Source organism: Mesorhizobium sp. B4-1-4, from assembly GCF_006439395.2.
GTDB lineage: Bacteria > Pseudomonadota > Alphaproteobacteria > Rhizobiales > Rhizobiaceae > Mesorhizobium.
Map to the genome: position 1 here is coordinate 6,243,555 of NZ_CP083950.1, position 13,119 is coordinate 6,256,673.

Genomic DNA, 13,119 nt, shown 5'->3' on the forward strand with positions numbered 1-13,119 from the left:
TGCGCACCGGCCGCTTATTATACGCGGCGATCTCGGAGGAACTTGCGCGACAATCTGGATGGGACACGCTGCCAAGCGGTCATTGCTCTTCTAATCGACGCGGCGCGTTAATCTGGGTCCCCTCGTTAATTGTCGCGTAGACCGGAGGCCGTCCGCCCTGTCGTTTTGCTTCCATAGCGGAGCGGCGACGATAGCTCTCGACCTTCATTCCGAAGATTGTGGCGTGATGAACGAGGCGGTCTACCGCTGCGAGCGGCATGGCATGGCGGGATCTGCAAAAACTCGATTCCATTCCAAAAAAGGCTATTTGCGGTCAGCAGGATTGAACGCCGTTTGTAGCGTGCTGAAATGCGTTCGAAGAGAACGCTGGTCTCTGCCTGGTCCTTTGCCACGTAGGCGAGATCGTCGAGGATAAGCAGATCGAACCGTTGAGCTTGTTGATGGCGGATACCAGCTGCAGCTAGAGCACGTCCTGAGATCGATGAATCGATTGTGATGTGACAGCTGCGTTTTGTGCTGATTCAACATCCACCTCGATGGAGGTGGACGATGGGAAGAGCATTGAGCGTGGATCTTCGGTCGCGGGTCTTGAAGGGTTCGGACGAGGGCATGTCGGCGCGGCAAGCGGCGGCGCGGTTCGGCGTGGGAGTATCCAGCGCGATCCGCTGGATTGCGCGGGCCAAGATCGGCGAACTGGCGCCACGCCCGCAGGGCCGCCGCCGTGCCTCCAGCCTCAACGCGCATGAAGCCTTCATCGTCGGGCTGATCGGGGAGCGCAAGGACATCACGCTGAACGAGATGGTGGAGCTGCTCGTCGCCGAGCAGTCGGTGCGGATCAGCCGCAGTGCCTTGAGCGCTTGGCTTCGCGGCCACGGCTGGACGTTCAAAAAAAGTCCGCGCACGCACTGGAGCAGGATCGCCCCGACATCCTGAAGCGGCGCCGGGACTGGTTCGACGGCCAACTCGATCTCGATCCGGCGAAGCTCGTGTTCATCGATGAGACCGGCCTCTCCACAAAGATGGCCCGCCTGCGTGGAAGAGCACTGTGCGGCGAACGCTGCCGGGCCGGCGTGCCGCATGGTCATTGGAAAACCACGACCTTCACGGGCGCGCTGCGGCTGACCGGCATGACCGCGCCATTCGTCTACGACGGCGCCATGAACGGCAATGGTTCCTTGCCTATGTCGAGCAAGTGCTGGTCCCGACATTGTCGCCTGGCGACGTCGTCATCATGGACAACTTGCCCGCCCACAAAGCCGCTGGCGTACGGGACGCAATTGAGACCGCCGGTGCGAGGCTGATGTTCCTTCCGCCCTACAGCCCCGACTTCAACCCCATCGAGAACGCCTTTGCCAAGTTCAAAGCGCTGTTGCGCGCCAAGGCCGAGCGGACCATCGCCGCCCTGTGGAACACAGTCGGCGCCGTTGTCGATCTTTTCACCCCAGCCGAATGTGCCAACTACTTCAAAGCCGCAGGATATGAACCGGATTAAACAGGACGTGCTCTAGAGCACTTCACGCAGCGGATGGGCTACGCGCCACGGCTCGCGTGCGTCATCAACGTCGCCAAAGGGGCCGAGAAGCGACTCATGCGGAATTTCTCCTAACCTTCGACGAGGATGAGCGACATGGCTGTGCTCCGAATCAAGCAAGCACCCATGGAATCAGCCAATCAGCAATCCGAAAGTCCGTTAACCCGAGTTCGCAGTCCTGGGTGGTGGCAGACCATTGCAACTTGATCGCGGCGACAAGAACACCGAGATCGACGCGCTGACGCTCGAAGAATTGAGCGGCCGAGGCGTCGCTTCGGCGTGGTATTTGTGCAACACCTACGCCGACAGTATCGTGGAGTTCCATTGCTGACGTGTTGTCTTTGAGCGCACTTCGGCACACTCGAGCCACACCTGTCGCACGCTAGTTACTATAACTTTGTTTTCCAGACCTTGTATTCACGCGGGAAGTCAAGCCACCTTCGCTGGAGTGCGCGACCGCCACCAGGTGAGGTAGATCGCGCCAAGCCAGAGAATTGGCAGGAGCATGAGCAGCGACGCGACCGCGGCGATCGTGGGATCGATCTCATGGCGGATGTTCTCCCACATCTTCAGCGGAAGCGTGCGGATCGAAAGGCCGCTGACCAGAGAGGAGATCACAAGCTCATCGAACGAGCTGATGAAGGCGAATACCGCCCCGCCGATAACACCCGGCAAGATCAGCGGGAGCGTGACGCGACGAAACGTCCGGAGGGGTCCGGCTTTCATGCTCTGCGCAGCCTGTTCGAGTCGCCGGTCGAAATTCACAAGTGTTGCCGAGACGATCACGACGACGTAGGCGATACCGCCAAGGCTGTGGGCCAGCACCAGTCCAGTGGTTGTTCCGAGCAGGCCGATCCTAACCAGCCCAAGGTAAGCGGCTATGGCCACGACGATCACCGGAACCGTTATCGGCATGAGCAGTAGCGTCGTAAACCATGACCGGAGCCGTGCAGATGTGCGGCTCAGCCCGTAGGCGGCCAGGGTGCCGGCCGCGGTAGACAGTATCGTCACCGCAATGCCGATTTCGATGCTCGTGATCAGTGCACCGTTCCACGAGGGGTCATTGAAGAACGAGCGGTACCACTGCAGGGACAGCCCCGTCGGTGGAAACTCCAGAGTCGCACCCGGGCTGAACGACATGATGACGACGACCGCGCCGGGGAACAGGAGAAACACCATCATCAGGATCAGGAACGTGGTCCCCGCGACCTTCCCGAGTCGTGCGCCGCTGCCGGCGCGATGGAGCTGAGCGGCCCAGTTGTGGGCGCGGTAGGGAACTGCGAATTCCCTGAGAAACCGCAGGCAGCCAAGAATTAGCGGCTTAAAGCCCCAACGACGGGTGCGGTATGTGGTGGTCTCGCCACCGGCAAAATCAAGCCCGAAGATAGAAAGTACCAGTAGGGTTACCGCCAGCAGCACGAAACTTGCCGTTGCCACTCTTGCCATGTTGAACGAACCCGCGACCTGTGCCGCAATGAACGTCGAAAGCATGACGTCGCGCACCCCGCCAAGCGCTGCCGGCGTGATATAAAACCCGAGGCTCAGCACGAAGACCAGCAGCGCGCCACTGCGCAAGCCGGGTAGACTCAGGGGGAAGAACACCCGCCAGAATGCCGTGAGCGGGCGAGCTCCCATGCTTCGGGCGGCTGAGACGAGGGATTTGTTGATGCCCAACATTACACTGACGAGCGGCAGAATCATTGTGGGCAGCATGATGTGGACCATGCCCACATACACTGCGGTCCGGTTGTAAATCAGTGGAAGCGGCGACGAGATGAGTCCGTAGTGCAGCAGAAGATTGTTGATCAATCCGCGGTCCCCAAGGATCATGATCCAAGCATAGGTCCGCGCGAGTAGGCTGGTCAGGTATGGAATGACAATCAGAACGATCATTGCCGTCCGCGCCTGGGGTGATGCCGACACAATCAGGTAGGCAGTCGGGTAACCGACCAGAATGCAGATCGCGGTCGTCACACCGCTCATCTCAACGGTCTGGATAAGCACGCGGATGTTGGCGGGCTGCGCGAAGAAGTTGAGATAGTTCTGGACGGAATAGGCGGGCGCGTTGAGGCTCGTGACGAATAGAACCACGAGCGGTACCCCGAAAACCACGAGCAAAATTGCTATGCTGGGTGCCGACAGCAACACCGGCCGCTGGCCCAACCTGAGAAATTTCTGCATATCATTCTCCGGCAGCTCAAACAGCTACGAAGCGCACATCGGACCGCAACCAGTCGAGGCGGACGTTCTGGCCCGCCTCGAAGGTTTGCTGGCCTGCTGCAACATGCTGTCGCACGATAATCGTGAGCGTTCCTGCCTGGACCTCGTACTTACGGAGTGGACCAGCGTAAATCATGTCCCTCACCACTCCCGTCACGTTCTGTCTGCGGTCGGCATCCGGCGGCGCCCGCGCCGCCGGTGCTGCGATCGTCACGCGTTCTGGGCGGATCATTCCCACACAGCCAAAGGGCGGCGTGCCGTCCGCCGCGCCGAAACAGGCTGGATCGTCCAGAATATTGGCCTCGCCGAGGAAGCTGGCGACGAACTGCGTCGCCGGCCGGTCGTAAAGTGCCTCAGGCGTGTCAGTCTGCTCGATTTGTCCGCCCCGCATCACTACGATGCGGTCGGACAGCGTCAGCGCTTCTTCCTGGTCATGGGTCACGCAAACGGTGGTGATGCCGAATTCACGGTGAAGGCTCTTGATCTCGCTCTGCATCCGCTCGCGCAGGTTTCGGTCAAGCGCGCCCAAGGGTTCATCAAGGAGCAGGATCGGCGGATCGGCAATCAGGGCGCGCGCCAGGGCGACGCGTTGCTGCTGGCCGCCGCTGAGCTGCGAAGGCATGCGGGCGCCGTATTCATTCAGGTGGACGCGCTCGAGAATCCTGTCGACGCGGGCCGCCCGTTCGGCTGCCTTGACGCCGCGCATCTCCAGCGGAAATTCGAGATTCCGTCGTACATTGAGGTGAGGGAACAATGCATAGCTTTGGAACACGATGCCTTGGTCGCGACGATAGGCCGGGACTGCGGCCACCGACTTCCCGCCGATCAACATGTCGCCGGAGTTGGGCGCCTCGAACCCGGCCAGCAGCATGAGTGTGGTGGTCTTTCCCGAGCCGCTAGGCCCGAGGATCGTCAGGAATTCGCCGCGTTCGACTGTAAGAGACAGGTTCTGGACGGCAGCGAGGCTCCCGTAGAGTTTCGTCACACTGCGGAATTCAATCTGGGCCCGGCTATTCTTGCTTTCCAATCGTCGGTCCTCTGTCGCTGGAAGCGGATTCGCATAGACGTTCACAACAGGCTCCAAAAAGATTATCCAGCTAGGCAGGAACGCAACAGGCGCAACGTCGCGCTGGCAAACGATAGGACACGGAGAGACACCTAAGAGCTTTTCCGGCGGGCTGGCCCTTTGCGACAGATTATTGCAGAACCCACTCATTCCACCGCTGGGCGAGTCTGTCGATGTTACTCAAGCCATCAGAACCTATCTCGCTGTACCACTTCGACTGAATTGGAATGCTAGTGGATGCGTAGTCAGGATGGCTGGCAAGCTTTTTGCCGAATTCAGCTGGTAGAAGTTTGAAGGCGTTTTGGTTGGTGGGGCCGTAAGGGATTAGCTTGGCTAGCGCGGCCTGTCGGTCGCTGCGGGTCGCAAACGCGATAAACTTATGGGCGTTTGCTAGGTTCGGTGCGCCTTTAGGAATAACCCAGCTTTCCCAGCTCACCTTCTGCTGGTTACGGTTGAGGATTATCGGAGCTCCCCTGTCAATAAGTAGTGTCGCTCGGCCGTCATAAGTATTGGTGAGGTCGACCGCTTTTTCCTGCATCAGCTGCTGGACCTCTGAGCCGGTCCCCCACCACTTGCGGATGTGAGGTTTTATCTTGTCCAAACTTTTAAAGATCCGATCGAAATCCATCGGATAGATGGCATCAGGAGACACGCCATCCGCAAGGAGCGCTTCCTCCCATGGTCCTTCCTCGCCGGTCTGGCCCGTCTGGAGCGCCCGGACTCCCGGGAACTTCTCGACGTTCCAGAAATCGGCCCAAGTTTTTGGCGGACTATCCGGAAATTTTTCCGAACTGTAGGCCATGTTGTAGGCGAAAACGTACATCCCGACTGCGTAGTCTTCCTTGGCAAAACCGACAATCGCATCATGATCCTCTCTCTTAAAGAGCGAATAGTCGATCTTCTCAAGATATCCTTTCTTGACACCCGATAGTATGGTGGAAGGCCCTGCGCACGCCACGTCGATCGAGACGCTGTTGGTCGTTTCCATCAGTTCGAGCTTGGCAAAGTCTATCTGGTCGGTGATCGCATTGACCTTGATACCCGTTTCGGCTTCGAAGGGCTTGACGTGCGTCTCGATATTCGCCTTGCCGAGGTCGCCGCCGTTGATGAGCACGGTCAGTTCTTTGGTTTGCGCATACGCGTCGCGGGTGGCCGAGGCGATGGCGCCCAGGGCGAGTACCGACGTGCCGGCCTGGATCAGACGTCTGCGGTTGATTGTGATACTCATGATTTTTCTCCCTCTTGTCCGGTGTCTTTTGGGCCGCTTTTCGTTTTGCGCACGCGGCCGGATATTCGTCCTGGGTCCGCTCCCGCTCTGCGCGCAGCTTTCTGTAACTCAATGACTATGAGGCATCAGAACGTCTACTATGCGTCAAAATCCGCGCCCCCTTGAAACGCGAGCGACACCGAGCGACGCCGTCTGAAAAATAATGCACGCCTGCGGTGCGCAGGCCATCTTCCGCCGCCCGCGAGCCATCAGGAAAGCGGGTTGCGATCGCTGGACAAGACGGTCTCAACGACGTTGACCCAGTAGCCGATTCCGTATGGGATCGCCTCGTCTTCGAAGTCGTAGGCGGCATTGTGGAGAGGGGCGCTCGGGCCATTCCCTATGTTGATGAGGGCGCCTGGCCGTGCCTCTAGCATATACGCAAAGTCCTCGGCGCCCATCGATGCCTTGGCTTCCCGGTTGACAGCGTTTGCGCTCACCAGGCGCTCAGCTGCTTCCACTGCGACTTCGAAGCCGCTGGTATGGTTGAAAGTGACCGGTACCGAGCGACGGTAACTGAACGCGATTTCGGCACCAAACGCCCGCGCGATACCCTCTGCGCACTCGCGTATTTGCCGTTCGGCGAAATCGCGGAGCTCAGCCGCAAGGGTCCTGACGGTTCCGGCCAGCTCGACCCGATCGGCAATCACATTGTACGCTTGGGAGGCGCTCAGCTTCGTGACGGAGATCACTAGGGAACTCAAGGGATCGGTATTGCGCGAGACGAGGGACTGTAACCCCAGGATGATCTGCGCCGCAATCACCACCGGATCCACCGTCCGGTGCGGCGCGGCGGCATGGCCGCCCTTGCCAATGACGGTGATGTCGAAATCATCCTGGGAGGCCAGGAGGCAGCCATTGCGCAGCGCGAATTCGCCGATGGCTAGCCCCGGGGCGTTGTGCATACCGAAGACCTGGGAGATGTCGTAACGGTCGAGAAAACCCTCCCGTACCATCTTGAAGCCGCCCGATGGAAGCTCGACCTCTTCCGCGGGCTGGAAAATCAGCGCGACCGATCCCTTGAACGTGCGGGTGCGCGCGAGGTGCTTGGCGGCCCCTAACAGCATGGCGGTATGACCGTCATGGCCGCAGGCATGCATCCTGCCGGGAACGTCCGAAGCCCATGGCTTTCCGGAGGCTTCGACAATCGGGAGCGCGTCCATGTCGGCACGCAGGCCTATCGTAGGTCCTTCGCCGCCTTCACCTTGGATGACCGCGACAATACCGGTCTCGGCGATGCCGGTCTCGATGTGGTTGATGCCGAAGGAGGCGAGTTTTTCGGCCACGAAGGCGGCGGTGTCGTACACCGAGAAACCCAGCTCAGGATAGCGATGGATGTGTCGCCGCCATTCTGTCACTTCCTCCTGGAGATAGCGGTATTCCTCAACTTCGGACATCAGGGTTCTCCGATGGGGCGGGATGTTCGCAGAATGCGGCAAGTGGTCGCGAGTTGTGTTGCAAAATGGGCGCGAGATTGAAACAGATGGCGCACTCTTGGTAAAATGGCGACATCATCGCTCATTGCCACAGTCAAGACGTCGAGCCCCTAGCTTTGTGAAGACGAAGCTGCACACAAAGGCCGCAAGTTCCAGAGCATGATCACGCCCGACGCGAGTTAAATTCGTGCGTGCGTTGTAATTATCGGCGGATCGGGGCCGTGCCCATCAATCGAAGCGGATTTTGAAATGACCGTTGCAGATTCTGTAAGGGAATGAAGTTTCTCGAGCGGTCTCCTGTGCGATCTAAATGGGCGGTGTTGCATCGCAGATGCCGTCGGTGCGTCACGCCAAAGACAGTAGCCCGGAGCGAGGAAATGCATAAATCTTCAACTGTCCTGCCGACCATTGGGGTCCGTTACTGCGACGGCCGGAGCTATCCGGATGGCGTCGCCTACATGGACAACCAATACTTACCGATGTCGGAGGCCAAGGTATCCGTCCTTGATTGGGGGTTGCTGCATTCCGATGCCACCTATGACACCGTGCATGTGTGGGAGGGGCGATTTTTCAGGCTGGATCTTCACCTTGACCGCTTCTTCTCAGGAATGGAGCGCCTTCGGATGAAGCTAACTCTCAGCCGGGCGGAGATTGAGGAGGTGCTCAAGAACTGTGTGGCGCTCTCCGGCCACAAGTCGGCTTACGTCGAGATGATCTGTACCCGCGGAACCTCCCCGACGTTTAGCAGGGACCCGCGCCAAGCCGAGAATCGTTTCATTGCTTTCGCTGTGCCTTTTGGTTCGGTTGCGAATAAGGAACAACTTGAACGCGGTCTTCATGTCGCCGTAAGTGAAACCGTACGAATCCCCCCCAAGTCGATCGATCCCCGGATCAAGAATTATCATTGGCTTGACTTGGTAAAGGGACTCTTCGATGCATATGACTCCGGCGCGGAAACGGCGCTGGTCCTCGATTCCAATGGCAATGTGGCGGAGGGCCCGGGCTTCAACGTATTCATAGTAAAGGGCGGAAGGCTCAATACGCCGGAATACGGTGTCCTCCCAGGTATCACGCGACAAACGGTGTTCGACCTGTGCGGCGAGCTTGGGCTTCAAGCTCGCGCTTCCGACGTCAGCCGCGAAGAACTCAGGGACGCCGACGAGATCTTCATCACCTCCACTGCGGGCGGGATCATGCCCGTGACATGTGTTGATAAAACGCAGATCGCCGACGGTAAGGTGGGCAAGGTCACGCGCCAGCTCATGGATATCTACTGGCAGAAACATGCGGACCCTGCCTGGTCGACCCCCGTGGTCTCCCCCTAATCCAGTGGCGCTTCAGCCTTTACCAACGGAGTCGTTCTGTGCCCATACCTAGAGGTCCGCAGGCCTTCCCACGTTCAGAATTCCTGCGCCGCCACGCTGCGGTTAAGGTCGAAATGGCCCACCGAGACCTCATAGCTCTGTTCATATCCGATCCTTCCAACATCACGTACCTGACCGGCTACACCACGCCTTCGGGCTATGTCCCGCAGGGACTTGTAGTTACCATGGCCGACGAGGAGCCCACTCTTGTCCTGCGAGCCATGGACGCGCCGGCCGGGGTACACCAGAGTTTCATGGACCGCGATAAGGTAATCGCGTACCCGGAATCTTTGATCGGAAGAACGGACAGGAGCGGCTGCGACGTTGTCGTGCAGACCCTTCGCGACCTTGGAGTTGTGACGGGTGGCATTGGACTCGAGCTTAGCAACCTCTCAGCTCAGGCGGCGGACAGATTTCGCAGTGCGCTCTCCGAGGCCAGGGTCAGGGACTTCACGGATGTCGTGACTTGGCTCCGGATTGTGAAGTCTGATCTCGAGGTCGAGGTGCTGCGGGAAGCTGCTGCCATTACTGACGCAGCCATGACGTGCGCCTCTGAGGTCATCCGGCCCGGTGCGCATGAGGCGAATGCCGTTGCGGAAATCTGCCGGACGTTGGTTCGCGGCGTTGACGGCAAGCCCGGGGGCAGAATCCCCGACATCGCCCTCTGTTCCTCCCCGCGGACCGGCACTGCACATATTCCGTGGAGCGATGATGTCTTCCGCCAGGGCTCCCAGGTCAACCTCGAACTCGCCGGTGTGCGCCATGCTTATGCCGCCCCACTGATGCGCACCTTCTCAGTCGGAGCTCCATGCGAGCGCCTTCTGAGGGTCCACGACGCGCACATGGCTGGCATGGACGCGGCATTGGCCACGATCCGCCCCGGCGCGACCTGCGGCGATGTGGCGAACGCTTTCCACCGCACCTATGAGAAACAGGGCATCGGGTGGCTCGAGCCCACCGCGAGCTTCCAAGAAGGCGACATGACTGTGCTTAAGCCGAACATGACGTTCCACCTGATGCTGGGCAACTGGTTCGACGAAGATTTCGGCTACATGATCAGCGAGACTATCCGCGTTACGGAAGGTGGCGTCGAGGAGTTAACCAACACCCCTCGGAAACTGTTCGTGCTCTGAACAACTGCAAGCGACTGCATGGCCATACTCGCGCCATTTGGGAGTTCAGGGGGCATTCCCAACCCCCGCCATGGATCCTTCAATGAACGCTTTCATCGCGCACATTTCAGAGGAGTTGAACGACCTCAAGTCGGCCGGCCTCTACAAGTCCGAGCGCGTCATCACCTCCTTGCAGTCGTCACAGGTCACGGTCGAGAATGGAACCACGGTCTTGAATTTTTGCGCCAACAACTATCTCGGCCTGGCCGACAGTCCTGACCTGCGCGAGGCGGCGAAGCAGGCGCTCGACCGCTATGGCTACGGCATGGCCTCGGTGCGGTTCATCTGCGGCACGCAGGAGGAGCACAAGCAACTCGAGGCGACGATCTCGTCTTTCCTCGGCATGGAGGACACGATCCTTTACGGCTCGTGCTTCGACGCCAATGGCGGCTTGTTCGAGGCGCTGCTCGGCGAGGAAGACGCCATCATCTCCGACGCGCTGAATCACGCCTCGATCATCGACGGCGTCAGGCTATCCAAGGCCAAGCGCTTTCGTTACGCCAACAACGACATGGCCGACTTGGAAGCGCGGCTGAAGGAAGCGAAGGATTGCCGCTTCCGGCTGATCGCCACGGACGGCGTGTTTTCCATGGATGGCATCATCGCCAACCTGAAAGGCGTCTGCGATCTCGCCGACAAATATGATGCGATGGTGATGGTCGACGATAGCCATGCGGTTGGCTTCGTCGGCAAAAATGGCCGCGGCTCGGCCGAGCATTGCGGCGTCGAGGGCAGAGTGGACATCATCACCGGCACGCTTGGCAAGGCGCTCGGTGGCGCTTCCGGCGGCTACACATCGGGGAAGAAACAGGTGGTCGACTGGCTGCGCCAGCGCTCGCGGCCCTATCTCTTTTCCAACACGCTGATGCCGGCGATCGCCGGCGCCTCGATCAAGGTGTTCGACTTGATCCGCAATGGTCACGCGTTGCGCGAACACCTCTATTCCAACGCGGCGCGTTTCAGGTCCGAGATGGGCAAGCTCGGCTTCACGCTGGCCGGCGCCGACCATCCGATCATCCCGGTGATGCTGGGCGACGCGACATTGGCGCAGGAGATGGCGGCGCGCATGCTGAAGCGCGGCATCTACGTCGTCGGCTTCGGGTTTCCCGTCGTACCGAAGGGCCAGGCGCGGATTCGCACGCAAATGTCCGCCGCGCATTCTTTGAGGGACGTCGACCAGTGTGTCGAGGCCTTTGCCGAAGTTGGCAGGGAAGTGGGTGTTGTCGCGCCTTAAATAGCTGCGATTAAGATCATGTAACCAAATCGGCTGTACATGGCATATGGATGCCCACCATATGCGCAAACGGTTGGTAAAGGCGGCGCATATGCGCCAACTTCGCGGGCTACGGGCAACGTCGCCTTGTGCTCGATGCGCTAAAAGCTGCGCAATCCCAGATCAGCGGATCGTGGGGAGCTCCCTGGGGGCACGCACAGTCAGCAATTTAGCGCCATCCGCTGTAATCAGTACGGTTTCCTCGTGTAGCACAATCTTGCCGGGCTCGTACTCCAGCGCAGGCTCGATGCATAGCACCATTCCCGGGGCGAGCACTGTGTCATCCCCGAGCCTGACTGAGGGTGGTTCCGTGACCCGCAAACCGAGACCGTGGCCCATCCGGCCGTTGCTATTAAGCTCGCGGTCGTCGGATGACAGCGCCTTCGCCATTTGTTCGAAGATCGAGCCGGCAGTCGCGCCTGGCACGGCTGCGCGTAGTCCGACCTCGTTGGCTTCCCAGACACGCTCGTGGGCGGCCAGCAACGCGTCGCTGACCCGGCCGACCCGGTAGTTGCGGTCATAATCACAGAAGTAGCTGTCGAAAACAGTGCCGGTGTCGATGAACAGCAGGTCACCTTCTGTGAGCTGGCGATCGCGTACTGCGCCGGTGATGCCATCTGGCCCGCCCCGCCCTGACCGGCAGATCGTAATTGGAAGCTGATCGGCTCCTTCCTCCAGCAGGCGCACCCGGAACTTCCGTTGGATGATCCGCTCGCTGTCCCCGATGCTGACGAAATCTGTGACCGCAGTGAACACCGCGCCTGCAATGTCGATTGCCTGTTGGATTTTGCCCACCTCAGCATCACTCTTGATCATCCTTAACGTCCATATGAGCCTCGCACCGTCCACCAACTCGACGCCGGACACCTTTTGCGAGATGTCATTGAGCTGATTCACCGGGATCCCGAGGCGAGTCTCATGACCGAACTCCGCCGCCACACGCCCGTAGCGCCGCGGCAGAGCCCTTATAGCTTCGGCGACGATAGTCGTCCCTTCGTCTTCCGGCCGCGGCGATGGCCAGGATCGGACGGAAGATACCCACGTGTCCCGTATGAGGGCTTCCGCGATGGCTGGTATGATGGCCAGTGGCTCCCCGGATGCCGGTATGAGGAGGAACCAGGGCCGAGTCAGGCTCTCGCCGAAGTTGGATTCGATGCCGGCAAAGTAACGGTAGTTATCCACTGAGGTGACCAGCAGTCCGTCCAGGCGGTCCTTGGCCATGAGGGCCTGCGCGCGCGTAACCCTGGCTTGGAACTCAGAATGCTCGAAACTGCGGGATGACATCATGGAACACCATTGTTGCGGCGTGCGTACCGACTGCCGCGTGTTGATTGCTAGCCGACTGCGCGTGACGGCGGTCGTCATGATATATGCGCTCGGCAAGGTTTGAGGTCAAAACCGCTCCTGGAATGATGCAAACCTTTCAACCCAGCGGCTGAACCCTCTCAATTGCTGCAAACTCGCGCCCCACCGTAGCGCCTAACCGATAGGTGCCCCGCCGGCTCGGTGTTGCTTCCCAGCCGGGGGACGAGAAACCGGCCTTCTCGATCGCGAGCATTGCCGAGCCCCGTCGCTGTCAGACGTATTGCCACTTATGCCCACCGCGCCCAACAGCGTGCCCTGGCCAATGGCTCGTCGCTTGACATCGTCGCGTGTCATGGGAGCAAATGATTCATCAACATGACATTGTATCACATGCATCTCTGATGTATGGGTGAAGCTTGCAGAAATGCCCATTGGAAACGTCGTATCCGAACCAAATTGAGTTTGCTGACATGGCCCGCGCCCGG

At 59.6% G+C, this 13,119-nt stretch carries 9 protein-coding genes and 2 pseudogenes; 5 read left to right on the forward strand and 6 right to left on the reverse strand.

Annotated elements, in window-relative coordinates:
• Positions 1-79 precede the first annotated feature (79 nt).
• A pseudogene (locus FJW03_RS29865) lies at positions 80-460 on the reverse strand (ATP-binding protein); the annotation flags it as partial.
• An 89-nt stretch (positions 461-549) separates the two neighbouring features.
• On the opposite strand from FJW03_RS29865, the pseudogene FJW03_RS29870 reads away from it, so the two are divergent.
• Both FJW03_RS29870 and FJW03_RS30170 read left to right on the forward strand, forming a co-directional pair.
• Positions 550-1,492: pseudogene (locus tag FJW03_RS29870) on the forward strand (IS630 family transposase).
• A 235-nt stretch (positions 1,493-1,727) separates the two neighbouring features.
• Positions 1,728-1,862, forward strand: a complete 135-nt coding sequence (locus tag FJW03_RS30170; protein WP_264296506.1) for a hypothetical protein — start codon at positions 1,728-1,730, stop codon at positions 1,860-1,862.
• Positions 1,863-1,960: 98 nt separating this feature from the next.
• Here FJW03_RS30170 and FJW03_RS29875 read toward each other — a convergent pair whose 3' ends face one another.
• From FJW03_RS29875 to FJW03_RS29890, 4 genes are all read right to left on the reverse strand, one after another.
• Complete coding sequence (locus tag FJW03_RS29875; RefSeq protein ID WP_140767111.1) at positions 1,961-3,712, reverse strand: ABC transporter permease subunit; 1,752 nt, start codon at positions 3,710-3,712, stop codon at positions 1,961-1,963.
• Between the two features lie 16 nt (positions 3,713-3,728).
• Entirely contained in the window at positions 3,729-4,778 is a 1,050-nt protein-coding gene (locus tag FJW03_RS29880) for an ABC transporter ATP-binding protein (RefSeq protein WP_413466523.1), read from the reverse strand.
• A 169-nt stretch (positions 4,779-4,947) separates the two neighbouring features.
• Positions 4,948-6,045, reverse strand: coding sequence for an ABC transporter substrate-binding protein (locus FJW03_RS29885; RefSeq protein ID WP_140767109.1), 1,098 nt, complete (start codon positions 6,043-6,045; stop codon positions 4,948-4,950).
• A gap of 248 nt (positions 6,046-6,293) precedes the next feature.
• A complete protein-coding gene (locus FJW03_RS29890; protein ID WP_140767108.1) occupies positions 6,294-7,481 on the reverse strand; it encodes a M20 aminoacylase family protein in 1,188 nt (395 codons plus the stop codon).
• A 416-nt stretch (positions 7,482-7,897) separates the two neighbouring features.
• Here FJW03_RS29890 and FJW03_RS29895 point away from each other — a divergent pair, with 416 nt between their 5' ends.
• The 3 genes from FJW03_RS29895 (at position 7,898) to FJW03_RS29905 (ending at position 11,290) form a co-directional block, all read left to right on the forward strand.
• Complete coding sequence (locus tag FJW03_RS29895) at positions 7,898-8,845, forward strand: aminotransferase class IV (RefSeq protein ID WP_140767107.1); 948 nt, start codon at positions 7,898-7,900, stop codon at positions 8,843-8,845.
• 38 nt (positions 8,846-8,883) lie between these two features.
• Complete coding sequence (locus FJW03_RS29900; protein ID WP_140767106.1) at positions 8,884-10,017, forward strand: M24 family metallopeptidase; 1,134 nt, start codon at positions 8,884-8,886, stop codon at positions 10,015-10,017.
• An 82-nt stretch (positions 10,018-10,099) separates the two neighbouring features.
• Positions 10,100-11,290 carry a glycine C-acetyltransferase gene (locus FJW03_RS29905; protein WP_140767105.1) on the forward strand — a complete coding sequence of 397 codons (1,191 nt, stop codon included), beginning with the start codon at positions 10,100-10,102 and terminating at the stop codon, positions 11,288-11,290.
• Between the two features lie 162 nt (positions 11,291-11,452).
• Here FJW03_RS29905 and FJW03_RS29910 read toward each other — a convergent pair whose 3' ends face one another.
• Positions 11,453-12,694 carry a M24 family metallopeptidase gene (locus tag FJW03_RS29910; protein WP_226890525.1) on the reverse strand — a complete coding sequence of 414 codons (1,242 nt, stop codon included), beginning with the start codon at positions 12,692-12,694 and terminating at the stop codon, positions 11,453-11,455.
• Positions 12,695-13,119: the final 425 nt, after the last annotated feature.

Coding starts and splice junctions, on each gene's coding strand:
- FJW03_RS29875 (WP_140767111.1), bottom strand. CDS start 3,712: ATGCAGAAATTTCTCAGGTTGGGCCAGCGGCCGGTGTTGCTGTCGGCA.
- FJW03_RS29885 (WP_140767109.1), bottom strand. CDS start 6,045: ATGAGTATCACAATCAACCGCAGACGTCTGATCCAGGCCGGCACGTCG.
- FJW03_RS29890 (WP_140767108.1), bottom strand. CDS start 7,481: ATGTCCGAAGTTGAGGAATACCGCTATCTCCAGGAGGAAGTGACAGAA.
- FJW03_RS29895 (WP_140767107.1), top strand. CDS start 7,898: ATGCATAAATCTTCAACTGTCCTGCCGACCATTGGGGTCCGTTACTGC.
- FJW03_RS29905 (WP_140767105.1), top strand. CDS start 10,100: ATGAACGCTTTCATCGCGCACATTTCAGAGGAGTTGAACGACCTCAAG.
- FJW03_RS29910 (WP_226890525.1), bottom strand. CDS start 12,694: ATGACGACCGCCGTCACGCGCAGTCGGCTAGCAATCAACACGCGGCAG.